The sequence below is a fragment of the Actinomycetota bacterium genome (assembly GCA_005888325.1).
GTDB lineage: Bacteria > Actinomycetota > Acidimicrobiia > Acidimicrobiales > AC-14 > AC-14.
Genome location: VAWU01000062.1, coordinates 60192 through 82245, shown reverse-complemented (window position 1 = coordinate 82245; position 22054 = coordinate 60192). Strand labels below are relative to the sequence as shown.

Below are 22054 nucleotides of genomic sequence, written 5' to 3'. Positions count from 1 at the left end.
GTCGGTGCCTTGCTCTTGCTTGCGGGCTGCAGTGGTGGCGGTGGCTCGAAGAAGCCCTACAGGACGATCGAGGAAGAGCTCGGCCTCGAGCGCGAGGGGATCGTGCAGCGCCAGGCCACTGCCGGGAACCTCATCCGGGCGTGCATGGGGCGGGTGGGGTTCGACGGGTACACCGCGGAGCCGAAACCCCCCGGCGCGGACCTGAGCGACGAGGACTACGAGAAGCAGTACGGCTACGGCATCACGACGGTGTACGGCAAGGAAGAAGGGGCCGCCAACCAGACGTACCGCGACTCGATGAGCCCTACGGACCAGGTCGCCTACGACCGTGCGCTCTACGGCGACGATCCCACTGCGACGTTCGCCGACGCAGTCGACAACGGAGACTTCACCCGCGTCGGCGGCTGCACCAAGGAGGCGACCGACAAGGTCTTCGGCGGTGCGGCGGTGATCCAGAGCCTCCAGACCAAGCTCGACGCGCTCGACGACCGGATCCAACAGGATCCGCGCATGGTCAAGGCTGTCGGCAAGTGGAGCACGTGCATGCAGAAGGCCGGCTACGAGGACCTCGCCGCGCCCGACGAGGTCGACACCGTCCTGCACAACAAGCTCGAAGCGATCGTCGGGCCGCCCGAGAGCCCCAAGCCCGACTACGACAAGGCCGCTTTGTCCGCATTGCAGAACGAGGAGCGCGCCATCGTGGCGGCGGACGTCAAGTGCGAGGCCAAGAACATCGACGACGTCGAGCTGAAGATACGCAAGTGATCAGCAAGGTGCCTCCTCCGTGATCGACCTCTCGGGGGCGCCCGCCGACGGCCATCGCCTCGCGGGCGGCCTCGACAAGCCGGTCGTCCGGCTCTCCAAGGTCTCCCGCACCTTCGGGGCCGATCCTCCGGTCCACGCCCTGCGCGACGTCGACCTCACGATCTGGCCCGGCGAGTGGGTGTCGATCGTCGGTCCGTCCGGTTCCGGGAAGTCGACGCTGCTCAACATCGTCGGGCTCCTCGACCGCCAGACGGCCGGCATGTACCGCCTCGTCGGGGTCGACGTCGCCGCGCTCGACGACCTCGGCCGCGCCGGGCTCCGGGGACGCACGATCGGTTTCGTCTTCCAGGCCTTCCACCTGCTGCCCCATCGCACCGTGCTCGAGAACGTCATGCTCGCCGAGCTCTACGTGGGCGCTCCCCGGCACGGCCGGCAGGAGCGCGCCCGCGCCGCCCTCAACCGGGTGAGCCTCGACGACCGCGCCGACTTCCTTCCCACCAAGCTGTCCGGCGGCCAGCAGCAACGAGCCGCCATCGCGCGCGCGCTCGTCGGGGAGCCCAGCCTGCTGCTGTGCGACGAGCCCACCGGTAACCTCGACTCGCACAGCGCCGAGAGCCTGCTCGACGTGTTCGCCCAGCTCTCCCACGACGGGCTCACGCTGGCCGTCATCACCCACGACGACAAGGTTGCGAGCCGTGCCGGGCGCCAGGTGCGCATCGTCGACGGTGCGCTGGACGAGCTGACGCCGCCGAGCGCGGGCAACGGCCAGGTGCACGGGTCGTGAAGCTCCGACGTCGCGGCCGATCGGGGCCCGCCACCGCGAAGCCCCGGCTCGCGGCCAGAGATCTCTTCGAGGAGTGCCTCGCCAGCCTCCTCGCCCGTCCGGGCCGCGCCGTCTTGACCGTGCTCGGCACCGTCGTCGGTGTCGCCGCGCTGGTCGCCACCCTCGGCCTCTCGAAGACGGCCGGCAACCAGATCGTCGGCCGCTTCGACGCGCTCGCCGCCACCGACATCGTCGTCACCCCCAAGACCGGACGCACCGGCCGCGCCGTCAGGCAGAACGTGCTCCCCTGGGACGCCGAGCAGCGCGTCGGCCGGCTCAACGGCGTCGTGGCCGCCGGCACCCTGACGGATGTGAACGTGAGAGGCGAGCTGGTCCGGGCCGTGCCCGTGAACGACCCACAGGGCCAGACCCAGTTCCAGGTACCCGTGAAGGCCGCTTCCCCGGGCTTGTTCCGCGCCGTGCGAGCCAGGCTCAGCACCGGCCGTCTGCCCGACGCGGGACACTCGGCGCGTGGCGATCGGGTGGTCGTGCTCGGCCCCAACGTGGCCGCGCAGCTCCATGTGACGCGGGTCGACAACCAGCCCGCGATCTACATCGGCGATCGTCTGTACGTCGTCGTCGGCCTGCTGTCCACGGTCCAACGCCAGCCGTCGCTGCTGGGATCGATCGTGATCCCCGAGGGCACGGCCCAACGTGAGTTCGGCCTCACCGCACCGGGATCGGTGCAGGTCGAGACGCGCATCGGCGCCGCGAGCGTCATCGCCGGGCAGCTGCCGCTCGCGCTCAACCCCGCCGACCCCCGGGTCCTCAAGGTCGCCGCGCCTCCCGAGCCCCGCCGGGTCCGCGCCGGGGTGCAGCGCGACCTCAACTCGCTGTTCCTCCTCCTCGGCGGTGTGTCGCTGCTCGTCGGCGCGATCGGCATCGCCAACGTGACCCTCGTGTCGGTGCTCGAGCGGGTCGGTGAGATCGGGCTGCGACGCTCGCTCGGCGCCGCACGCCGCCACATCGCCGCGCAGTTCCTGATGGAGAGCACCACGCTCGGCCTCGTCGGCGGCGTGGTGGGTGCCGCGGTGGGCACCCTGGTCGTCGTCGGTGTGGCGGCAAGCCGCGCCTGGACACCGGTCCTGGAGGCGTGGGTGCCGCTGGGCGCTCCCCTCCTCGGGGGTGCGGTCGGCCTCTTGTCCGGTCTCTACCCTTCCGCCCGTGCCGCCGCGCTCGAACCGGTGGAGGCGCTGCGCTCCACGATGTGAGGGCGGGGGCGTGATTCCCTGCGGGATCGGTGGAGGTAGCGCGGCCTGGCGCGAAGCGGTACCGTCGGTGGCGGCTGGGGGTGGTGATGTTGTCCATCCCGGAGGGGGAGGGGGGAAGTGTCGACGATCCAAGGGCTCACTCCCGCGGTGCCGTGCCTGTTTCCCGGTTGCACTGAGACGGTGCGCTTCGATCTCGCTTCCGCCAACGGCAATGGCCCGACGCCGCGTGCGCACGCGAGATGTCCCAACGGTCACCCCCATTACGCCGAGGACACCGTGCGGTACGGGACCGACCGCGAGGCCTGAAGATCCGGTGCCCGTGTAGACGGTCGCTACCGACCGCCCGCGGACGCCCACGTCTCGACCAGCGGGTTGCGTCCGTCGAGGCTCCCTTCGGAGCCGTAAGGACGAAACCGGATGAATGCCGACTCGTGATGGAACGGCTTCCGGCGCTGCGCGGCGATTGCCACGGGATGGGCCGCCTCGCGTTGGCCATACGCATAGGCCGAGAGCGCGTCCGTCGACTGCCAGAGCGAGAAGGTGGAGACGAGCGGAGGGCGCGCCAGCCCGGTCGCCCAGATCAGACCCGGCGCACCGACGACGGCGCCCTCGGCCTTGGCGCTGGCGCGTAAGAAGCGGACGACCTGGGTGACACGGAGTCGGCCGAGCGTGAGCGCGGCCGCGGGCCCGTCGAGCTCGACGTCGTGCTTCGTCGGCACGTCGCTCGGGAGCCCCGGCCACGAGCCCGACGCCCGCAGTGGATCGAGTCGAACATGCCATCCACCTGCGAGCGTTGCGGCCATCGGGTGATCGGAGAGAAACCCGTCGAGGGCGTCGTCGTCGTCCCAGAACGCGATGAGCCCGACGCGGCTGAAGGCCGGTGAGGGGAGGACTGCGCCGCTGAGCGGCGCGGTGAGGGCCACGTTGGCGTGCCGCAGGCCAGGTGTGGAGGTCGGACGCGGGGCCCGGCGGAGCACCCTCAACGCCGATCGGACGCCGACGTCCGAGAGGTGAACCGATGCGATCATCGCATCCAGCATTCAGCGCGTCGGCGGCGAGGGTCAATCCGTGGACATCGGCAGGAGGGCAAGTGGTCCGCTCGCGTCGTTGGCGATCCTCTCGACGGACCGACACGCGCCCGAGAGACTGAACCGCGGGATGGGCGATCGCAACGAGGCGAACCGCCGCTGGGCCGACATGCTGGCCGAGTGGGCGATACCCGACGAGCTGCTGCAGGCCGCGCCCGCTTCGCCCTTCTTCTTCGATCCGACGGTGTTCATCGCGGCTGCAGACGAGGCGCTCGCGCGTGCGGGGGATTCGCCGTCGGACGCGGCGGCGCGAGAGTCCCTGCCGGAAGGCGGCGCGGTGCTGGACGTCGGTGTGGGAGCCGGTGCCGCGAGCCTGCGGCTCGCGGCACGAGCCGGGCACATCGTCGGTGTCGATCTCAGCCGTGAGCTGCTCGACGTGTTCGCAACCCGCGCGCAGGCTCTGGGCGTCGAATCGACGACGGTCGAGGGCGGGTGGCCGGACGTCGCGGCGCGAACATCACCTGCGGACGTGGTGCTGTGCCACCACGTCGTCTACAACGTGGCCGACCTGGCCGGCTTCGCGGACGCGCTGACGGCTCACGCCACGCGGCGGGTCGTGGTCGAGCTCACGACGACCCATCCCCTGGCCTGGATGGCCCCCTACTGGGAGGCCGTTCACGGACTGGGCCAACCCGATCGCCCGACAGCCGATGATGCCGTGGACGTGCTGGCCTCGCTGGGGCTCGACGTGCGGCGGCAGCGCTGGCAACGACGGCTCCAGATGATCGGCGAGTCGGATGCCGATCACGTGGCCCGCATCGCCCGGCGTCTGTGCGTTGGCCCGCACGACACGCTGAGGTCCGACGGCTCCTCGAGGAGACGCCGCCACCCGACGCGCGCGAAGTGACGACGCTCTGGTGGGAGCCCACGGGCGGCTGAGCACGTCTGGGTAGGGTGCCTCGTGGACATCGGCGCTCACCTCCCACTGATGGACTTCGGTGCTCATCCGTACACCCTGGAGCATCTCGTCGAGTACGCGCGCGCGGCGAGGGCGCTCGGCTTCAGTGCTCTCGCCGCCAACGACCACCTCGTGTTCTCCGTCCCGTGGCTGGATGGTCCAACCGCCCTCGCGGCGGTGATCGGCTGCTCCGGTGACATGACCCTGGCCACGACGGTCGCCCTGCCCGTGGTTCGGGGGCCGGTCCCGCTGGCGAAGACGCTCGGGGCGATCGACCGACTCTCGGGCGGGCGACTCATCGTGGCGGTCGCGCCCGGTTCGGCGCAGCAGGATTACCAGGCCGTCGGCATCGACTTCGAGGAACGCTGGGCGCGCCTGGACGAAGCTGTCCAGGCACTGCGCGCGCTCTGGCAGAGCGACGCGGAGCCGTTCACCGGTCGCTTCTACTCGACACGAGGGATCACCCTCGACCCTCGTCCCGCGCGTCCCGACGGCCCGCCCTTGTGGATCGGTAGCTGGGGCTCGAAGGCGGGTCTGGGTCGAGTGGCCCGCCTTGCTGATGGCTGGTTGGCATCGGCGTACAACACGACACCGGCGCTCTTCGGTGAGGGCAAGCAGTACCTCGACGGCCAACTCGCACATCACGGCAAGGACCCCGCGACCTTCCCCAACGCGCTCGCGACCATGTGGTTCTACATCACCGAAGACCGCGGCGAGGCCGACCGCGTGATGCGAGAGCGGGTGGTACCCACGATCCACCGCCCGGAGGAAGTGCTAAGGGAGCGCCTTCCCGTCGGGCCCGCTGAGCTGTTCGCCGAGAAGCTTTCGGCCTTCGCGCGCGCGGGCGTCCAACGCGTCTTCATCTGGCCGGTGGCGGACGAAGCGCGACAACTGGCGCGGTTCTGCGAGCACGTCCTCCCGACGATCTCGTGACGAGCCATACCGACGGTTGTGCCGCGCATGCCTCCTCCGGTCACGTTTGTGGTTCGATGGCGACGTGGACGGCATCCACGATCTGGGTGGGATGCAGGGATTCGGACCGGTCGACGTCGAGCCCGCCGAACCCGTCTTCCACCACCCGTGGGAAGGGCGCACCTTCGCGGTGGCCACCAGTGCGCTCGCCGCGGGGGGCTTCAACACGCCGATGTTCCGCCACGCCATCGAACGGATGGACCCCGTCCACTACCTCTCCTCGTCGTACTACGAGCACTGGCTGACCGCGCTCGCCACGCTCCTCGTGGAGGCGGGAATCGTCACGCGCCGTGAGCTGGAAGAGCGGGCCGGCGCCTATCGCCTGTCGCGACCCGCACGGGCGACGCCGGACGACGTCGATGTGTCGCCGCCGGGTGAGGCGTCACGATTCTCCGTGGGCGATCGGGTTCGAGCGCGCGACATCCATTTCGACGGGCACACGCGTTGCCCGCGCTATGTGCGAGGGCGCAGGGGCGTGATCGTCCGCGTCGATGGCGTCGCTCCCCTACCCGAGATCGAGGCCCATCGCCGGGAGCAGGTCGCCGATCACACCTATGGCGTCGGCTTCGAGCTCACCGAGCTGTGGGGCGGTGACGCCGATCCCAACGCCGCCGTCCACGTCGACCTCTACGAGCGCTATCTGGAGCCGGCATGAGGGGGGCCCCGTGAGCGACGACCACGGTCATCATCCAACCGCGCTCACCGAGATCGAACGTCGGGCGCGCGCCCTGGAGGAGCTTCTGACCGAGAAGGGCATCGTCGACTCCGCGTTCATCGACGCCGTGGTGGAGGCATACGCGCATGACATCGGGCCCATGAACGGGGCCAGGGTAGTGGCCCGAGCGTGGGTCGACCCCGACTACAAGCTGCGTCTGCTGGCCGACGGCACCGCAGCCATCGCCGAGCTGGGCTTCGGCGGCGCGGAGGGCGACCACATCGAGGTGGTGGAGAACACGCCGGCGGTGCACAACGTCGTCGTGTGCACGCTGTGCTCCTGCTATCCCTGGCCGGTGCTCGGCCTTCCCCCGAACTGGTACAAGAGCCCGCCGTACCGGGCGCGCATGGTACGAGAGCCTCGGGCTCTCCTTCGGGAGATGGGTTGCGAGGTGCCCGACGAGGTCGAGATCCGCGTGTGGGACTCGAGCGCAGAGATGCGCTACATGGTGCTTCCCCAGCGGCCCGCGGGAAACGAAGGTGCCACCGAGGAGGAGTTGGCGGCACTGGTCAGCCGCGACGCGATGATCGGCGTGCAACGGCTTTGAGCGATCCGGTCTGGCCCGAGGCTCGCCAGATGGGCGGAGTCGCCTCGCTGCCGCGCGACAACGGCGAGCTCGTGTTCGATGCGCCATGGCAGGGGCGGGTGCTGGCCATGGCCGTCGGGCTCGTTCAGCGGCTCGGTCTCAGCTGGGAGGATTTCCGCGCCCGTCTCATCGACGCGATCGCCGACCATCCGGATCGTCCCTATTACGAATCCTGGACCGCGGCACTTGAAGCGCTCGTGATCGACCTCGACGTCGCGCAAGCGCGCGACCTGTCGGAGCGAGCCCTCCACATCGAACCATGATGTGTCGCACGTGATGGCGCTACCCGCCCTCGGGCGTTACGCCCTCGTCTCCGTTGGCCGGGGGCGGTCCTTCGCCTCGCTCCGGAACGCTCGGTCGCGCGGGCACCACGAAGATGGCGAGCGCCGCCAGCACGATCCCTGAGCCGCCGAGGCCCGCAGCGGTGAGCAGCCGCACGCGAGCCTTCCGGCGACAGACGTGATTGGGGAGGCGACGGTTGGGGATCGCGGGGTTGCCGAGCTTGGTCAGGTAGCTGTCGCGATTCCACCGTTGGCGCGTCGCAGCCTGGAGGCGCCGCACAGGAGCGCCGCAGTGATAGGAGGGATTGTTCGGAACCGAGGCCCTGACGGGCACGAGTGCAACGGCCGCCGCGACGACGATGGCAGCCCCGGCGAGCACGAGAAGAATCGCCTTCATTTGACCGTTCATACTCCGAGAAGCGTTGGCTCGCTAGTGTCGCCGCGCCGCGGTGCGCCATCATGCACTGGTGATCGCCGAGGACGAGCGCATCTACCACGTCGCGTTCGACGGTGACTGGACGGAGGCCCAGAGCACTGGCGAGTACCGAGCATCGACGCGGGGTGCCCGTCTGGAGGACGTCGGCTTCATCCATGGGTCGTTCCGCAACCAGGTGGAGCGGATCGGCGCGCTGCTCTACGGCGACGTGGATGAGGAACTTGTCGTGTTGGTGATCGACCCCGCGCGCGTCCACGTCCCGATCAAGACCGAGATCCTCGAGGGCGGCGCCGAAGCGTTCCCGCACATCTACGGACCGCTGCCGGTCGACGCGGTGGTTGCGGTGCTGTCAGCCCACGCGAACAGCGACGCAACGTTCACCGTGGAAGTGATGGCGCCGGCTGGGCGATGAGGGTCTTGAACCCCCGACCTCTGAGGGAGACGAGAGTAGCGCGGGCTCCGGCGCGCGCAGCGGGGCGCGAAACGTCGACGTGAGGCCGGCGGGCAGGCGCGCGGGCTCGACGACGAACCGCATGCCCGACAACAGGACGCCCCGATGGGGGCCGGCCAGTGGCGCGAGCGCGTCGCCGTCCGGCACCTCCAGCTCGACACGCGCCAGCTGCGCCCGCCCGCGCAGGCGGCCGGGGACGACGACGGGGCCGTCGCCCCGTCGTTGCAGCGCCCGCATTGGAACCAACAGGGGCGGCGCCGGTCCCCACGGCCGCCCGCGCACGACGATGTCGCGGTCCTCCCAGACGACCTCGCGCTCGTCGCCGTGCGATCGCCAGCGCAGGGCGCCGACCTCCTTGGGGAACCCCCAGTTGAGGCGACCGCCGACGCGCGCCTCGGCGGTGGTGACGACCATCGTCGTGACGCACAGACCCGGCCGGGCACCGAGGCGGGCCGGCTCTCCCACGGCCAGCTCGAGGTACGGCCCCACCGGTGAGTCGCTGTAGCGCACGGCCGTCACCACACACGGGCCCGGCAGCCGGTGGATGCCTGCAGGCAGCGTGGAGGCGAGCTTGCGGCGCCGCACCACGCCCACGACGCACTCCCCCACCAGGGCCCACGGTGCGTGCGGCGTGCTCACGCGCGTAACCGTACGCTGCCCATGGTTCAATCGGTGCATGCGCATCGCCGTCATCGCGCCCCCTTGGGCGCCGATCCCTCCGACCCTCTACGGCGGCATCGAGCTCGTCGTCGACCGGCTCGCCGTGGGCTTTCAGGACGCCGGGCACGAGGTGCTGCTCTTCACCACCGGCGACTCGACGTGCGAGGTGCCCCGGCAGTACGTGCTCGACCGCGCCGAGGGCGGGCGCATCGGCGCCGCCGCCATCGAGCTGCGCCATGTCATCGCGGCCTACGACGCAGTGCAGGGCTTCGACATCGTGCACGACCACACCCTGATGGGCCCGCTCTACGCCGAGCGCTACCCCGGACTGCACGTCGTCACGACGATCCACGGGCCCTTCAACGACGAGCTGCGCGCCATCTACGGCCGCATGGCCCCGCGCGTGCCGATCGTGGCGGTCTCGCACGCGCAGCGCAAGCCGGCCCCCGAGATCCCCATCGCCCGCGTGATCCACCACGGCATCGACGTCGAAGCGTTCCCCTTCGGCGCCGGCGACGGTGGCTACTGCGTCTTCCTCGGCCGGCTCTCGCCCGACAAGGGTGCGGGCCGCGCGGTCGACGTGGCCCGCAAGACGGGAGTGCCGCTCAAGATCGTCGGCAAGATGCGCGAGCCGATCGAGCACGCCTACTTCGAACGTCAGGTCGCGCCCTACCTCAACGACGAGATCGAGTACCTGGGTGAGGTCGACCACGAGGAGAAGCTGCAGCTGCTCGCGGGTGCGACGGCCATGCTCTTCCCCATCCGCTGGAACGAGCCGTTCGGCTTGGTGATGATCGAGGCGCTCGCGTGTGGCACGCCCGTGCTCGCCTTCCCCGAGGGCGCCGCGCCCGAGGTGATCGAGGACGGTCGCACCGGCTTCCTCTGCCACGACGAGGCCCAGATGGCCGAGCTGCTCGAGTCCGTCGGCACGATCGACCGGAGCGCGTGCCGGGCCGCGGTCGCCGGCTACTTCTCCACCGGCCGGATGGTGCGCGAGCACCTCGACCTCTTCGCCGACGTCATCGGCAGGTGATCGGCGGCGCCGACCTCGACCACATCGCGGTGGCCGTCGAGCACCACGCCGACGCGTGGCCCCTGTATGTCCGCGATCTCGGTGGCACCTGGTACGCAGCGGGCCCCGGCTACGGGTTCAACTGGGCCCAGCTCGCGTTCGGCAACGGGATGCGCCTCGAGGTGCTCGAGCCCGCCGAGGTGGAGCGCAACGACTTCCTGCGCCGCTTCCTCGACCGCAACGGCCCCGGCCCGCATCACCTCACCTTCAAGGTCGGCGACATCAGGCAGGCACTCGACGCGGCCCGGGTGGCCGGCTACCCGCCGGTCAACGTGAACCTGAGCGACCCTTCGTGGCAGGAGGCGTTCCTCCATCCGAAGGACGCCCACGGCGTGGTGGTGCAGCTGGCGCAGGCCGCGCACGACGACGAGTGGTCGCCTCCGCCGGCGGAGTTGCCCGCACCGGGCACCGACCCGGCGGCGCTCGTACGCGTGAGCCACGCGGTCGCCGCGCTGCCGGACGGGCTGCGGCTGTTCCGCGAGCTGCTCGGCGGCCGCCGCGTCGACGAGGGCGGCGACGACATCGCCACGTGGGTGGAGCTCGCCTGGCCCGGGCCGGGTCGCGTGCGTCTGCTCGAGCCCACCTCGCCCGCGAGCCCGCTCGGGGCTTGGCTCGACGGCAGACGCGGGCGCGTGCACCACCTCGCGTTCGCGTTGCGCGACCCACGGGCCGTCCAGGGCGCCGTCGCCGATGGTGCCGGCCAGCTCGCGATCGCGGCCGACCGGGGCCAGGGCACGCGACTGCTGCTGGCTACCGCGTCGTCGGCGTAGTCACGGCCACCATGATGCCGTCGCGGCGCAGTCGTTCCGCGATGCGTCCGCGCAGCGCACGCGCGACCGCATGGTTCCGGGTCGGCACCGTCTTTGCCGCGACCCGCACGGTGACCCCATCGGCTGCGACGGTCTCGACCCCCCAGACCTCAGGGGGCTCGAGCACGATGTCGGTCCACGCGGGATCCTCCGCGAAGGCCTGGGCCTCCTCGGCGATGGCGCCGAGCGCGGTGGCCGCGTCCGATGCGTAGGGCAACACGATGTCGACGAGCGCGCGCGCCCAGTCCTTCGCCGCGTTGCCGACGGTGCGGATCTCGCCGTTCGGCACGTACCAGACGGTGCCGTCGACACCCCGCAGGCGTGTCACCCGCAGGTTGACCTCCTCGATGGTGCCGCTGACCTTTTCGGTCACGGTCACGACGTCGCCCACGCCGTACTGGTCCTCGACGAGGATGAAGAACCCCGAGAGGAAGTCGCGCACGAGTGTCTGCGCGCCGAAGCCGAGCGCGATGCCGATGATGCTGGCGCCTGCGAGCAACGGCCCGAGATTGAAGCCGAGGAGGTCGAAGACGTAGATGGCTGCGAGCACCCACACCGCGATGCGAACGAGACTGGCGACGACGCCGCCGATCGTCGTTATGCGCTGCGCGGCCCGGGGTGACTCGATGTAGAGCGCCGACCGGGTGCCGAGTGAGTTGACGAAGCGGCGCGCCAGCGCGCCACCGACGCGTGATGCGACCATCGCGATCGCGAGGATGAGAGCGATCTTGACGAAGTACTGACCGGTCTGGGCCCCTAGTCGGCTGAGCCCGATCTTCCGGAGCAGCTCATAGAGGTAGTCGTCGTTGCGAAGCATCCCCCCAGCCTCGCGCCCCGGTGCCGCGGATCAGCGGTTCGCGGCCAGGTAGCTCCGGTAGACGGCGAGGAGGGCTTGTTTCTGCGAGTCCGAGAGCGCGGGGTCGGCCCGAATGCTCGACTCGGTGTCGAGCGCGTGCTCGCCGTCGTCGGTGGCGCCGTCGTCGTCGCGCTCGAGCAGTCCCGCCTGTGCCAGCAGTGTCTCCGCCGAGAGGTTGAGCGCGCGCGCGATCGAGCGGAGCACGCGAACCGAAGGTTCGTGCATGCCCCGCTCGATCTGGCTCAGATACGGGTTGGAGACGTTGGTGCGCTCGGCCAGCTCTCGCAAGGAGAGGTTGGCCAGCCGGCGCTGGCTGCGAATGAGCTCGCCCAGCGCCGACAGCTGACCCTGCCAGGTGTCCTTGGCCACCATCGACTTTGCCGGTAGCCGTCGGACGCCGTCAGGCCGACTTCTTGGTCGCGACGACCGGCTTCGGCTTGGTGGTCGGGGCCGTCACCGTGCTCTTCGACGTGACGGGTGCGGCGGCCGCGAACAGCTCCTGGGCGAAGCGCCGCTGCGAGTCGAGCAGCTTGGCCGCGAAGTCGAACGCGTCGTCCACGACGGTGGACGCCTCGGGGATGCGGTCCGCGAACGGCAGTGCGGGCAGCTCGGGCACGAAGCCCTCGACGGTCTCGGCGAGGGTGCGGACACCGTCGACGGTGGCCTCCTGCGCCTTGTTGAGCAGATCGAGGACCTGGGTCTGGACGGATTCGGTGATCTCGGAAACGGGCACGGGAAGCTCCTCTGGGAAGTGCAGCCGCCGCAACTGACTGCCTGCGGGGCTCTGGGTGGTTGTGCAAACTATACTTTGCATTTGCGAGATACGTCAAGTGCGATCCGGCCCGGGGCGTGCTAGGCAAGGTGGCGATGGGTCGCATCGGTCTCGTGTTGGGAGCCGGCGGCGTGGTGGGTCACGCCTTCCACGCCGGCGTCCTCGCCGCCCTCCAGGAGGAGACGGGTTGGGATGCGCGCCACGCCGACCTGATCGTGGGAACGTCGGCCGGCTCCGGCGTGGCGGCACTGCTCCGCGCCGGTCTCTCTCCCGCCGACCTGCTCGCGAGGGCGACCGGCTCGGCGCTGTCGGCCGACGGCGCCCGGCTCGCGGCGCGGGTCGGTCCACCGCCGGCGACCGTGCCGTCGGCGGCACCGGCGATCGACTTCCTCTCCGGGATGGCCGCGCCGACCCGGCTCCTTGCCGCCGCTCGCCGCCCGTGGGAGGTTCGCCTCGGCACCCTCGCCGCGGCCGTGCTGCCTGCGGGGCGCGTTTCGTCAGAGCTGATCGCCGTCCCCTTCCGGTCGTTGTTCGACACGCAATGGCCGGCACGCCCCACGTGGATCTGCGCCGTCCAGCTCGACTCCGGACGCCGTGTCGTCTTCGGACGCGACGGCGCGCCGCCGGCGTCGATCGCCGACGCGGTGGCCGCGTCCTGTGCAATCCCCTCGTTCTTCACGCCGGTCACGATCGGCGGGACGCGCTACGTCGACGGTGGCGCGCACTCCCCGACCAACGTCGACGTGGTGTCCGCGGAGGCCTTCGATCTCGTCATCGTGAGCTCACCGATGTCGACATCCCGCGGTGGGACGCGCGTCGCGCTCGACACCGCGGCCCGCCGGCTCTTCCGCGTCTACCTCGGCCGCGAGGCCGAAGCCGTGCGCCGAAGCGGCGTGCCGGTGGTCGCGTTCCAGCCGAGTGCGACCGACACGAGCGTCATGGGTGTGAACGCCATGGACGCGACCCGTCGCAAGCCGGTCGCCGAGCACATGCACGGCGCGACCCGGCGACGGTTGCAGGAGCCGAAGCTCCGCGACCGGCTGGCGGCGCTCAGGTCCCCGTGACGCCTGCCGCCTTGAGCAGCTCGCCCATGCCGTCCTCGATGCCGCGGCACAGCACGCCGATGTCGGGTGCCGCGTCGTAGTCACCGGTGACGCCGAAGTTGATCATCCCGTTGTAGGAGAAGATCGCGATGCCGATGCGCATCTGGCCACCCAGGGGCACGAACGGGAACGCTTCCAGCATCTGGCGGCCCACGGCATAGAGCGGGAACTGCGGGCCGGGAACGTTGGTGGTGACGGTGTTCACGTTGCGCTGCGACGCGCGTGACGCGACCCGGGTGCCGACGGCGAGGAGCATCGGCGGGGCGAAGCCCGTGAGCGAGGTCAGCACCTCGCCCGCGACCGCCTGCTTCGACTCCTTCAGCCCGTCCATCTGCACGCGTATCGAGGTCAGGCGTTCGACCGGGTCGACGATGCCAACAGGCAGCTGGGCGAACATGGCCGACACGCGGTTGTTGTACGTCCCCCGCTCACCGGGCGTGCGCACGGAGACGGGCACCAGAGTCGTGACGTCGCGGCCGTCGACGGTCTCACCGCGTGACAGCAGCAGGTCGCGGAAGCCCTGGGTGATGGCCGTCAGCACCACGTCGTTGACGGTGCCGCCGAGGCTCGTGCGCACGACCTTGATGTCGCCGAGGGTCGAGCGGGCCCAGTCCCACCGCCGGTGCGGTCCGATGGGCCCGTTGAGCGACGTCTCCGGGCTGCCGCGCACCGCGGTGACGAGCGAGCGCAGGCCCTTGCCGACGTCGCCGAGCTGGGTGCGCAGGGCACGGGGACCGCGCAGCCCTGAGCGGAGCGCCCTGAACTGCTCGTAGGGGTTGACCACGCGGTCGCGCACCGCGTCGGTGAACAGCGCGGTGTTCGACGGCTCGGGGGCGGGTTCCCAGACCCCGGGCTCGGGCGGCGATGGCGACGGGTCCTGGTCGAGCACGACGGTGAGCAGGTCGGTGCCGGAGACGCCGTCGACCATGGCGTGGTGGACCTTGGAGATGATGGCCCAGTGGCCGTCCTCCAGGCCCTCGACCATCCACATCTCCCAGAGGGGCTTGGTGCGGTCGAGCTGCTGTGACATCACCCGTCCGACGAGGTTGCGCAGCTCCTCGTCGCCTCCGGGCGGCGGCAGCGCGGTGTGGCGCACGTGGTAGCCGATGTTGAAATGGGGGTCGTCGACCCAGAGCGGCCGGCCGAGGTCGAGCGGCACGAAGCGAACCTTCTGGCGGTAGCGGGGCACGACCGGGAGCTTTCCCGCCACCATCGCCTCGAGCTCCGATGCGGGTGGTGCGGGCCCTTCGAACACGGCCACCGAGCCGATGTGCATCGGGCTCACCGGTCCCTCGAGGTGCAGGAAAGAGGCATCGAGCGGGCTCATGCGGTCCATGTGGGGGCCCCGATCTGTTTCGCCGGTCGCCCGAAGTTCAGGCGCCCGTCGACGCTACTCCGCCGGTTCGCGCCGAGGGGAGGGCGCCTCCCGGAAGTGGCTGCCGAGGTCACCGACCAGGTCGACCACGGTGGCCCGCTCCGTGAAGTGCCACGCGAGTCCGGCCGCGTCGCGTGCGAAGGCGTCGTGGTACCGCCCGCTCAGGATCGGTCGGGGCGACCGGGCGTCGACCCCGTGGATGACGGTGAAGGAGCAGCGCGACCTGGCCCGCCCGCGGCGCTCGTCGACCTCGACGACGAGGTTGGAGATCACGTGCTTCGTGCGCGGCGACCCGTCGTACAGGCGCACGCCGTCGTAGACGCGCCGGACCGCCTCGGCACCACGCAGGCCCTCCGGGTGCTCCGGCGAGCGCCAGACCGCCCGGTCGAAGAGCCGGGCGACACCATCGAGATCGCCTGCGTCGAGCCGCTCGGCGTACGCGTGCACGAGCGCGGTCACGGCCTCGAGGCCGGTACGTGCGTCAGACACACGCCTTGCGGAAGCGCTCGTCGTACCCGCCGGCGAGCGCGTGGAGCGCGCCCTGCACGTCGCCGCTGAAGGACGGGCCGTGCATGAGCCCGAGCGTGCGGGGGTGCAGGTCTGTGAGCGATCGGATCGTCGGCGCGGTCGCAGGCGTGAGGCACGTCGCGAGGAACATCTCCTCGGCCACGAGCGCGGGCTCCACGATGTCGTCCTCCGTCAGCGCGGGGCTGTTGCCCGTCGCGGTGAACAGGTCACCGCACAACAGCGTGCCGGTGGTCTCCTCGAAGAGGAGGTGGGCGTCCCAGCCGTGGGGCACGTGCGGCGTGTCGAGATGACGCACCCGCTTACCACCGAGGTCGATCACCTCGCCGTCGGCCACGGGCCTCGGCGGGCGGTCGGCCAGGTCGTTCACCGACACCATGCACCCGACGACGGTGTGGGCGACCTCGGCGCGTGGAGCCGCCGCCAGCCATTCGTTCATCGACCCGCACTCGTCGGACTCGACGTGGCCGAACGTGATCCATCGCAGGCGCTCGAGCGGAACGACGCGTGCCGCCGCCTCTGACACCAGGGGGAAGAGCTGACGCGGACCGCAGTGGAAGAGCAACGGCTCCTCCGCGTCGATCACGAACTGGTTGAACATGAAGTCGGCCTCGGGCACGTAGGTCGACAACCGGTAGATGCCGTCGGTGATCTCGTTGACGGTGGTTTCCATCAGAGTCGGAGCTCCTTGGTGAGGGGGCCGGTGCGTTTGCCCCGGCCAGATGGTGGTGGTCTGTGTCGTTGTCGACGCTCCTTCGGAGCGTGTGTCAGCGACGCCTCCTTCGGGGCTTGAGGTGGTCCATGAGCATGTCGATGGCTTCGTCGACGAGCCGGATCCAACGGTCTCCGGTCGGGTCGTTGGCGTGCTGCTGGGCCACCAGTCCCGCGACGACCGCCGTGGTGAGGTCGAGATGGCGGGGCTCGGTCAGCCCAAGGGCTGCGAGCTGCGCCTTCGCCCCGTCGAGGGCTTCGACCGCGAGCGCGTACGACTGGGGCGATGGCTCGAAGCCCGGGATCGTGCGCTGGAAGAGCAGCTGGTAGCGGGCCGGGTCCTCGCTGGCGAAGGCGACCCAGAGGCGGAGACCTTGGCGCAGCGCTTCGGCGGGGTCGTCGGAGAACCGGGCCGCGGCCAGCCGATCGAGCAGCTCGCGACAACCCTGGGCGAACAGCGCGTCGTAGATCGCGTGCTTCGAATCGAAGTAGGAGTAGAGCGACTGGGCCCGCATGCCCACCCGGCGTCCGAGGTCGCGCAGCGACAGCCCCGCCGGCCCCTCTTCCCGGACGAGGGCCCACGCCGCCTCCAGGATCTCCGCCCGGGTGGCCGCATTGCGTTCGGATCTCCTGTCGCGCATCGGTATAACTGACACTGTTCGGAGACTCGCACGATGACAGGCATCTGTCAAGAGGTACCGTCCGGCATGGCCGTGAAGAACCGCCAGCTGGTGCTGGCCGCCCGCCCGGTGGGGATGGCGGACGACTCGTGCTTCCGGCTCGAGCAGGCCGAGGTGCCGGCCATCGGCGACGGCGAGGCGCTCGTGCGGGTGGTCTACCTCTCGATCGACCCGACCATCCGCGGGTGGATGAACGAGGCGGACACCTACTTCCCTGCGATCCGGTTGGGCGAGGTGATCCGCGGCGGAGGCATCGGCGAGGTGGTCGAGTCGCGGAACCCCGGATACACCGCAGGCGATCTCGTCTTCGGATTGACCGGATGGCAGGAGTACGCGGTGGCCGACGGGGGTGCGCGCGCGATGACCGTGCTCCCACCGGGCATCCCCCTGCTCGACGCACTGAGCGTCTACGGGGTGACGGGGATGACCGCCTACTTCGGTGTGCTCGACGTCGGGCGCCCACAGGAGGGCCAGACCGTGGTCGTGTCGGGCGCGGCCGGCGCCACCGGCTCCGTCGCCGGCCAGATCGCCAAGATCAACGGTTGCCGTGTCGTCGGCATCGCGGGCACCGACGAGAAGTGCGCGTGGGTCACGAACAAGCTGGGCTTCGACGCATGCATCAACTACCGCACCGACGACGTCGCCGCCCGCCTGCGTGCGACGTGCCCCGACGGTGTCGACGTCTTCTTCGACAACGTCGGTGGCGAGATCCTCCAGGCCGTGCTCGAGCGGATCAACCTCGGAGCGCGCGTGGTGCTCTGCGGCGCCATCTCGATGTACAACTCGCCCGAGCCACCGCCTGGTCCGTCGAACTACGTGCAGCTGGTCATCAAGCGGGCCCGGATGGAGGGCTTCCTCGTGCTCGACTACGTGTCGCGCTTCCCCGAAGCCCAGCTGCAGATGGCGAGCTGGGTGGTCGACGGCAAGATCCAGCACGCCGAGGACGTCATCGCCGGGCTCGAGAACGCGCCCGGCGCGCTGAACCGCCTGTTCACCGGAGCCAACACCGGCAAGGTCATCGTCCAGGTGAGCGAGGAGCCCTGAGCGCGGGCCGGCGATCCTGGTGGGGTTGGGGGTGGGAGCACGAGGCGCTCGCACCTCAGCAGGTCGCCAACCTGGCTGCGGCAGTGGCCAGCCGCTTCGGTGTCGACGACCTCGACGTGCGCCCTCCGCCCACGCTGACCGACATCGCCCTGCGCGCGCCGCGTGTGTCGCCGCCGACTGCGCTGGCCGAGCTGTGCTCGTCCGTCCCCTACGACCGCGCCGGCCACACGTACGGCAAGTCGTACCGCGACGTCGTGCGCGCGTTTCGCGGCGATCTTCCCAACCCGCCCGACCTCGTGGCGTTCCCGCGCGACGAGCGCGACGTGGTGGCGTTGCTCGACTGGTGCGCGGACGCGCGTGTCGCCGCCATCCCCTATGGCGGCGGGTCGTCGGTGGTCGGCGGCGTGGAGTGCGATGTGGGCGACGACTTCGGGGGCGTGGTGTCGATCGACCTCACGCGGCTCGACCGTGTCGTCGAGATCGACCGGGTCTCGCGCGCGGCGCGCATCCAGGCCGGCGCGCTGGGCCCGGTGCTCGAGGACCAGCTGCGCCCGCACGGCCTCACGCTCCGCCACTTCCCGCAGTCGTTCGAGTTCTCCACCCTCGGGGGTTGGCTGGCGACGCGCTCGGGCGGCCACTACGCCACGCTCTACACGCACATCGACGACCTGGTGGAGTCGATCCGGGTCGTGACGCCCACGGGGATCAGCGAGTCGCGCCGGCTGCCCGGCTCGGGCGCGGGGCCCTCGCCCGATCGCCTGTTCCTGGGCTCCGAAGGCATCCTCGGCGTCATCACCGAAGCCTGGATGCGGGTGCAGGACCGCCCCACGTTCAAGGCATCGGCCGGCGTCCGCTTCCCGACCTTCGCCGCGGGCGTGGCCGCCACGCGGGCCGTGGCCCAGGCCGGTCTCTTCCCTACCAACTGCCGGTTGCTCGACGCCGGCGAGGCCGCCACCTCGGCCGGTGTCACCGACGGGTCCGCCCTGCTGGTGGTGGGCTTCGAGTCGGCGGACCACCCGCTGGACGCGTGGATCGAGCGCGCCGTCGCCTGCTGCGCGGATCACGGCGGCACCGTGCCCGAGCGCATCCGCTCCTCGTCGACCGAAGGCGCCGCCGGTGCGTGGCGCGGGTCGTTTCTCCGCGCGCCCTACGGACGTGACGCGATGGTGGCGATGGCGTGCATCGCGGAGACCTTCGAGACCGCCTGCACCTGGAGCGGCTTCGACACGCTGCATGCGGGTGTCGTCGAATCGGTCGAGAAGGCGCTGCAGGAGATCTGCGGCGGCGGGTTCGTGACCTGCCGCTTCACCCACGTCTATCCCGACGGGCCCGCGCCCTACTTCACCGTGCTCGCGCCGGGGCGACGGGGCGCGGAGCTCGAGCAATGGGCCGACATCAAGGCCGCGGCCGCCGAGGCGGTCATCGCCAACGGTGGCACGATCACCCACCATCACGCGGTGGGTCGCGACCACCGACCCTGGTACGACCGCCAGCGCCCGGATGCGTTCGCGGGTGCACTGCGCGCGGCCAAGCGCGCCCTCGACCCCGCCGGCATCCTCAACCCGGGCGTGCTCGTCGATCCTTGAGCGAGCGTCGCACCGCACGCCGGTTGAGCGCCCGCGCCCGCGAGCCGCAGCGGGAGGACGCCACCGACGCGCTGGTCGATGGCGACGTCCCGTACACGCGCGGCACCGCGCGTGCCGCCCTCGCCCATCGCCCGTTTCGGGTCGTGTGGGGCGGCACGTTCGCCTCCAACGTCGGGACGTGGATGCAGAACGTCATCCTCGCCGCCTTCGGCTACGAGCTCACCCGCTCGACCACGTTCGTCGGGGTGCTCTTCTTCGCGCAGCTCGGACCACTCCTCTTCCTCGCCACCCTGGGAGGCGCGCTCGCGGACATCGTCGACCGCCGGCGCCTGCTCGTCGCCATGCAACTGGCCCAGCTGGTTCTCTCATTCGTGCTCGCGGGCCTGGCCGCAGCCGACCACCCGTCGCGCGTCGCGCTCGTGGCGTGCGTGCTCGCCATCGGCGTCGCCAACGCGCTGAGCGCGCCGGCGCTCTCGGCCGTCCTGCCGACCCTCGTCCCCCGGCCCGATCTGGCCGGCGCCGTGTCGCTCCAATCGGTGCAGATGAACGCATCGCGTGTGATCGGTCCCGCCATCGGCGGTGTCCTCTACCCCGCGTTCGGCGCCGCGCCCGTCTTCGCCGCCAACGCGCTCACCTACCTCTTCGCGGTGGCGGCGATCTGGGTCACGCCGTTCCCCCGCCGGGCCCGCGACGCCTCGGAGGAAGGAAGGGGGCGCCTGCTGGCCGGGTTCCGAGTGGTCCGGCACGACCCGCTCGTGCGACGCATCCTCACCACCATGGCGACGATGTCGCTGTTCTCGCTCGCGTTCGTCGGGCTCATGCCCGCGCTCGCGGCGGACAACCTCGGCATGCGACCCCGGAGCCTCGGCTACGGGCTGCTCTATGCCGGGTTCGGGTTGGGCGCGGCCCTGGGTGCGGTGTCGATCGGCACGCTCCTCGCGGGCCGTTCCAAGGCGCGCATCGTGCGGCTCGGCTTCGTTGCGTTCTCGGTGCTGCTCGCGTGCTTCGCCCTCGTTCGGTCGGCTGCGCTCGCGTACCCGGTCGCCATCCTGCTCGGCATCGCCTACTTCGCAGTGGTGACATCGCTGTCCACCGTGCTGCAGGAGAACCTCGCCGACCACCTGCGCGGCCGGGTGATGGCGCTCTGGATCATGGCCTTCGGCGGCACGGTGCCCATCGGCGTCCTCGCCGCGGGGGCGGTCGCCACCCACACGTCGATCACGGCGGTCGTGCTCTTCGGCGCGGCGGTGGCGCTGGTGCTCGCCTGGTACGCCGACCTGGTCAAGGCGGGTGGACCCGGCCCCGCCTGAATGGCTGCCTGACCGCCCTCGACCGGCAGCACTTCATGGGCACGGCGCTCAATCGGCGGGCTCGAACTGCCGACCTCTCGATCAGTCCACCGTCGCGCGGGGGGCCAGCCGACAGCTTCAGGGGAGTCCCCGCTGAACGATCCGACCAGCCATCTGCCGGGCAAGGGACGGGGTCGACGACGGCCGCCCCCGCTCAGGTCGCGGTCCCGATGCCGCCTCGCGCGCCCGACCGGCAGCGCGACCCTCCGCGACCGCGGGCCGGCCGAGGACGGGTTCACCCTCGTCGAGCTGATGGTCGTGGTGCTCATCCTGGGGATCCTGATCGCGATGGCTGGGTCGACCTTCTCCGAGGTCCGCAACCTCGCCCAGAACCGGTCGGCCCAGGCGCACGCCCGGAACGGGCTGGTCGTCGAGAGGACCTATTACAGCGATCAAGCGAAGTACACCGACACCGTGGTGGACCTCACCGCCACCGAGCCTTCGCTCACGTACGTCACGACGGCTGCCGCGTTGACCACCGGCAGCATCGTGTACGTGAAGACGTTCAGCGTTGCGAACCCCGACGACACGGTGGTCGTGGGGTCGCGCAGCGCCGCAGGCAAGTGCTACTGGCTGCGCGATTCGTCGGCGACCCCACCGGGCACGCAGTACCTGTCGAACAGCACCTGTGCGGCACCGGACAACACGACGGTGATGTTCGCCGGCTGGTAGCGGCCGCCGGGGCGGCTACGCACCGGGCGGTGAGACAAGGAGCGCGGAGCGGAGGAACTCGAGCAGCTGCTTACGCCGCTGCAGCAGCGAGCGGGCCGTCGGCTCCACCCCGAGCGCGCGCAGCACGTCGACCTCCGTCGCCACGCCGATCACGGCCGAGTAGGCCGTGAGCAGCAGCAGCCGGGAGTCGTGGCGGCGCACGTTGCCGGCCTCCATCTCGGCGTCGAGGAACTCGGTCGCCCGGGTCACCAGCGGGTCGAGGGCCTCGGTGAGGCGGGTGGCGGCGGGTGGGCCCAGCCGGCCGACCTCGCGCACGAGCCCGAGCAGCTCGGGGCGGCGGGCGGCGAGCCGGAACACCGATCGCACGATCGCCTCCACCCGTTCCCATCCCGGCCCGGCCCGGGCGAGCGAGTGCTCGAGCGCGGCCGCCAGCTCGGCACCGGAGCGGTCGATCACCGCGTCGAGGAGCGCGGGCTTGGACGAGAAGTGGTACAGGATCGTCTGCTTGCGAACGCCGAGGCCGGCGGCGAGATCGTCGAGCGAGGTGGCCTCGTAGCCCCGGGTGCCGAACGACGAGAGCGCGGCGTCGAGGATCCGGTCGGGCGTTCTCACTT

General features: G+C 70.8%; 27 protein-coding genes. 16 read left to right on the top strand and 11 right to left on the bottom strand.

Annotation, left to right across the window (positions count from 1 at the left end; translation table 11 throughout):
- Positions 1 to 9 precede the first annotated feature (9 nt).
- The 3 genes from E6G06_18015 to E6G06_18005 are packed head-to-tail and all read left to right on the top strand — an operon-like array spanning position 10 to position 2799.
- Entirely contained in the window at positions 10 to 765 is a 756-nt protein-coding gene (locus E6G06_18015) for a hypothetical protein (GenBank protein ID TML87446.1), read from the top strand.
- Between the two features lie 22 nt (positions 766 to 787).
- Positions 788 to 1549, top strand: a complete 762-nt coding sequence (locus E6G06_18010) for an ABC transporter ATP-binding protein (GenBank protein TML87561.1) — start codon at positions 788 to 790, stop codon at positions 1547 to 1549.
- On the top strand, positions 1546 to 2799 hold the full coding sequence (locus tag E6G06_18005; protein TML87445.1) for an ABC transporter permease: 1254 nt from the start codon (positions 1546 to 1548) through the stop codon (positions 2797 to 2799). The genes E6G06_18010 and E6G06_18005 overlap by 4 nt, the downstream gene beginning before the upstream one ends.
- Positions 2800 to 3131: 332 nt before the next feature.
- Here E6G06_18005 and E6G06_18000 read toward each other — a convergent pair whose 3' ends face one another.
- On the bottom strand, positions 3132 to 3827 hold the full coding sequence (locus E6G06_18000) for a spheroidene monooxygenase (GenBank protein ID TML87444.1): 696 nt from the start codon (positions 3825 to 3827) through the stop codon (positions 3132 to 3134).
- A 169-nt stretch (positions 3828 to 3996) separates the two neighbouring features.
- Here E6G06_18000 and E6G06_17995 point away from each other — a divergent pair, with 169 nt between their 5' ends.
- From E6G06_17995 to E6G06_17975, 5 genes are all read left to right on the top strand, one after another.
- A complete protein-coding gene (locus E6G06_17995) occupies positions 3997 to 4734 on the top strand; it encodes a methyltransferase domain-containing protein (GenBank protein TML87560.1) in 738 nt (245 codons plus the stop codon).
- 54 nt (positions 4735 to 4788) lie between these two features.
- Complete coding sequence (locus tag E6G06_17990) at positions 4789 to 5718, top strand: LLM class flavin-dependent oxidoreductase (GenBank protein TML87443.1); 930 nt, start codon at positions 4789 to 4791, stop codon at positions 5716 to 5718.
- Positions 5719 to 5782: 64 nt separating this feature from the next.
- Positions 5783 to 6412, top strand: coding sequence for a nitrile hydratase subunit beta (gene nthB / locus E6G06_17985; protein ID TML87442.1), 630 nt, complete (start codon positions 5783 to 5785; stop codon positions 6410 to 6412).
- A complete protein-coding gene (gene nthA / locus E6G06_17980; protein ID TML87441.1) occupies positions 6312 to 7019 on the top strand; it encodes a nitrile hydratase subunit alpha in 708 nt (235 codons plus the stop codon). Before nthB ends, nthA begins: the two co-directional genes overlap by 101 nt.
- Positions 7020 to 7048: 29 nt before the next feature.
- Positions 7049 to 7321: a nitrile hydratase accessory protein gene (locus E6G06_17975; protein ID TML87440.1), complete on the top strand. Its 273-nt coding sequence runs from the start codon at positions 7049 to 7051 to the stop codon at positions 7319 to 7321.
- A 19-nt stretch (positions 7322 to 7340) separates the two neighbouring features.
- On the opposite strand, the gene E6G06_17970 is transcribed toward E6G06_17975, so the two are convergent.
- Positions 7341 to 7736, bottom strand: coding sequence for a hypothetical protein (locus tag E6G06_17970; GenBank protein TML87439.1), 396 nt, complete (start codon positions 7734 to 7736; stop codon positions 7341 to 7343).
- A gap of 73 nt (positions 7737 to 7809) precedes the next feature.
- On the opposite strand from E6G06_17970, the gene E6G06_17965 reads away from it, so the two are divergent.
- Complete coding sequence (locus tag E6G06_17965; GenBank protein ID TML87559.1) at positions 7810 to 8187, top strand: DUF952 domain-containing protein; 378 nt, start codon at positions 7810 to 7812, stop codon at positions 8185 to 8187.
- Here the strand turns inward: E6G06_17965 and E6G06_17960 are convergent.
- On the bottom strand, positions 8125 to 8919 hold the full coding sequence (locus tag E6G06_17960; GenBank protein TML87438.1) for a hypothetical protein: 795 nt from the start codon (positions 8917 to 8919) through the stop codon (positions 8125 to 8127). The two genes, E6G06_17965 and E6G06_17960, sit on opposite strands and share 63 nt — an antisense overlap.
- Between E6G06_17960 and E6G06_17955 the strand changes: the two genes are divergently transcribed.
- On the top strand, positions 8903 to 9919 hold the full coding sequence (locus E6G06_17955) for a glycosyltransferase family 4 protein (GenBank protein ID TML87437.1): 1017 nt from the start codon (positions 8903 to 8905) through the stop codon (positions 9917 to 9919). The genes E6G06_17960 and E6G06_17955 overlap by 17 nt on opposite strands.
- Complete coding sequence (locus E6G06_17950; GenBank protein TML87436.1) at positions 9832 to 10728, top strand: hypothetical protein; 897 nt, start codon at positions 9832 to 9834, stop codon at positions 10726 to 10728. The genes E6G06_17955 and E6G06_17950 overlap by 88 nt, the downstream gene beginning before the upstream one ends.
- On the opposite strand, the gene E6G06_17945 is transcribed toward E6G06_17950, so the two are convergent.
- Genes E6G06_17945 through E6G06_17935 form a run of 3 tightly spaced genes read right to left on the bottom strand, consistent with a single transcriptional unit; the run spans position 10709 to position 12356 of the window.
- Positions 10709 to 11584: a mechanosensitive ion channel family protein gene (locus tag E6G06_17945; protein TML87435.1), complete on the bottom strand. Its 876-nt coding sequence runs from the start codon at positions 11582 to 11584 to the stop codon at positions 10709 to 10711. The genes E6G06_17950 and E6G06_17945 overlap by 20 nt on opposite strands.
- A gap of 30 nt (positions 11585 to 11614) precedes the next feature.
- On the bottom strand, positions 11615 to 11995 hold the full coding sequence (locus tag E6G06_17940) for a helix-turn-helix transcriptional regulator (protein ID TML87434.1): 381 nt from the start codon (positions 11993 to 11995) through the stop codon (positions 11615 to 11617).
- Positions 11996 to 12023: 28 nt separating this feature from the next.
- Complete coding sequence (locus E6G06_17935) at positions 12024 to 12356, bottom strand: hypothetical protein (GenBank protein ID TML87433.1); 333 nt, start codon at positions 12354 to 12356, stop codon at positions 12024 to 12026.
- A 134-nt stretch (positions 12357 to 12490) separates the two neighbouring features.
- On the opposite strand from E6G06_17935, the gene E6G06_17930 reads away from it, so the two are divergent.
- Positions 12491 to 13459: a patatin-like phospholipase family protein gene (locus E6G06_17930; protein TML87432.1), complete on the top strand. Its 969-nt coding sequence runs from the start codon at positions 12491 to 12493 to the stop codon at positions 13457 to 13459.
- Here the strand turns inward: E6G06_17930 and E6G06_17925 are convergent.
- The 4 genes from E6G06_17925 to E6G06_17910 all read right to left on the bottom strand — a co-directional run bounded on the left by E6G06_17925 (position 13446) and on the right by E6G06_17910 (position 16750).
- Positions 13446 to 14834: a wax ester/triacylglycerol synthase family O-acyltransferase gene (locus E6G06_17925; GenBank protein ID TML87431.1), complete on the bottom strand. Its 1389-nt coding sequence runs from the start codon at positions 14832 to 14834 to the stop codon at positions 13446 to 13448. The two genes, E6G06_17930 and E6G06_17925, sit on opposite strands and share 14 nt — an antisense overlap.
- Positions 14835 to 14888: 54 nt before the next feature.
- A complete protein-coding gene (locus tag E6G06_17920; GenBank protein ID TML87430.1) occupies positions 14889 to 15362 on the bottom strand; it encodes a nuclear transport factor 2 family protein in 474 nt (157 codons plus the stop codon).
- A complete protein-coding gene (locus tag E6G06_17915) occupies positions 15355 to 16071 on the bottom strand; it encodes an MBL fold metallo-hydrolase (GenBank protein ID TML87429.1) in 717 nt (238 codons plus the stop codon). Before E6G06_17915 ends, E6G06_17920 begins: the two co-directional genes overlap by 8 nt.
- Before the next feature lie 94 nt (positions 16072 to 16165).
- The gene (locus E6G06_17910; protein TML87428.1) at positions 16166 to 16750 is read right to left on the bottom strand and encodes a TetR/AcrR family transcriptional regulator; all 585 of its coding nucleotides are present in this window, start codon (positions 16748 to 16750) and stop codon (positions 16166 to 16168) included.
- 66 nt (positions 16751 to 16816) lie between these two features.
- On the opposite strand from E6G06_17910, the gene E6G06_17905 reads away from it, so the two are divergent.
- From E6G06_17905 to E6G06_17890, 4 genes are read left to right on the top strand one after another with little or no spacing between them, the layout of a single operon-like run.
- Complete coding sequence (locus E6G06_17905) at positions 16817 to 17833, top strand: NADP-dependent oxidoreductase (GenBank protein TML87427.1); 1017 nt, start codon at positions 16817 to 16819, stop codon at positions 17831 to 17833.
- Positions 17830 to 19419: an FAD-binding oxidoreductase gene (locus E6G06_17900; protein TML87558.1), complete on the top strand. Its 1590-nt coding sequence runs from the start codon at positions 17830 to 17832 to the stop codon at positions 19417 to 19419. The genes E6G06_17905 and E6G06_17900 overlap by 4 nt, the downstream gene beginning before the upstream one ends.
- Entirely contained in the window at positions 19218 to 20729 is a 1512-nt protein-coding gene (locus E6G06_17895; GenBank protein TML87426.1) for an MFS transporter, read from the top strand. Before E6G06_17900 ends, E6G06_17895 begins: the two co-directional genes overlap by 202 nt.
- A 51-nt stretch (positions 20730 to 20780) precedes the next feature.
- Positions 20781 to 21440 carry a type II secretion system protein gene (locus E6G06_17890; protein TML87425.1) on the top strand — a complete coding sequence of 220 codons (660 nt, stop codon included), beginning with the start codon at positions 20781 to 20783 and terminating at the stop codon, positions 21438 to 21440.
- Between the two features lie 15 nt (positions 21441 to 21455).
- Here the strand turns inward: E6G06_17890 and E6G06_17885 are convergent, their stop codons facing one another.
- A complete protein-coding gene (locus tag E6G06_17885; GenBank protein TML87424.1) occupies positions 21456 to 22052 on the bottom strand; it encodes a TetR/AcrR family transcriptional regulator in 597 nt (198 codons plus the stop codon).
- Positions 22053 to 22054: the final 2 nt, after the last annotated feature.

Bases quoted from the DNA above. Each gene is read 5' to 3' on its own strand.
- E6G06_18000 (TML87444.1), bottom strand. From the start codon at position 3,827: ATGATCGCATCGGTTCACCTCTCGGACGTCGGCGTCCGATCGGCGTTG.
- E6G06_17995 (TML87560.1), top strand. From the start codon at position 3,997: ATGCTGGCCGAGTGGGCGATACCCGACGAGCTGCTGCAGGCCGCGCCC.
- nthA (TML87441.1), top strand. From the start codon at position 6,312: ATGGCGTCGGCTTCGAGCTCACCGAGCTGTGGGGCGGTGACGCCGATC.
- E6G06_17975 (TML87440.1), top strand. From the start codon at position 7,049: ATGGGCGGAGTCGCCTCGCTGCCGCGCGACAACGGCGAGCTCGTGTTC.
- E6G06_17970 (TML87439.1), bottom strand. From the start codon at position 7,736: ATGAAGGCGATTCTTCTCGTGCTCGCCGGGGCTGCCATCGTCGTCGCG.
- E6G06_17955 (TML87437.1), top strand. From the start codon at position 8,903: ATGCGCATCGCCGTCATCGCGCCCCCTTGGGCGCCGATCCCTCCGACC.
- E6G06_17960 (TML87438.1), bottom strand. From the start codon at position 8,919: ATGACGGCGATGCGCATGCACCGATTGAACCATGGGCAGCGTACGGTT.
- E6G06_17945 (TML87435.1), bottom strand. From the start codon at position 11,584: ATGCTTCGCAACGACGACTACCTCTATGAGCTGCTCCGGAAGATCGGG.
- E6G06_17940 (TML87434.1), bottom strand. From the start codon at position 11,995: ATGGTGGCCAAGGACACCTGGCAGGGTCAGCTGTCGGCGCTGGGCGAG.
- E6G06_17930 (TML87432.1), top strand. From the start codon at position 12,491: ATGGGTCGCATCGGTCTCGTGTTGGGAGCCGGCGGCGTGGTGGGTCAC.
- E6G06_17925 (TML87431.1), bottom strand. From the start codon at position 14,834: ATGGACCGCATGAGCCCGCTCGATGCCTCTTTCCTGCACCTCGAGGGA.
- E6G06_17915 (TML87429.1), bottom strand. From the start codon at position 16,071: ATGGAAACCACCGTCAACGAGATCACCGACGGCATCTACCGGTTGTCG.
- E6G06_17910 (TML87428.1), bottom strand. From the start codon at position 16,750: ATGCGCGACAGGAGATCCGAACGCAATGCGGCCACCCGGGCGGAGATC.
- E6G06_17905 (TML87427.1), top strand. From the start codon at position 16,817: ATGGCCGTGAAGAACCGCCAGCTGGTGCTGGCCGCCCGCCCGGTGGGG.
- E6G06_17895 (TML87426.1), top strand. From the start codon at position 19,218: ATGGGCCGACATCAAGGCCGCGGCCGCCGAGGCGGTCATCGCCAACGG.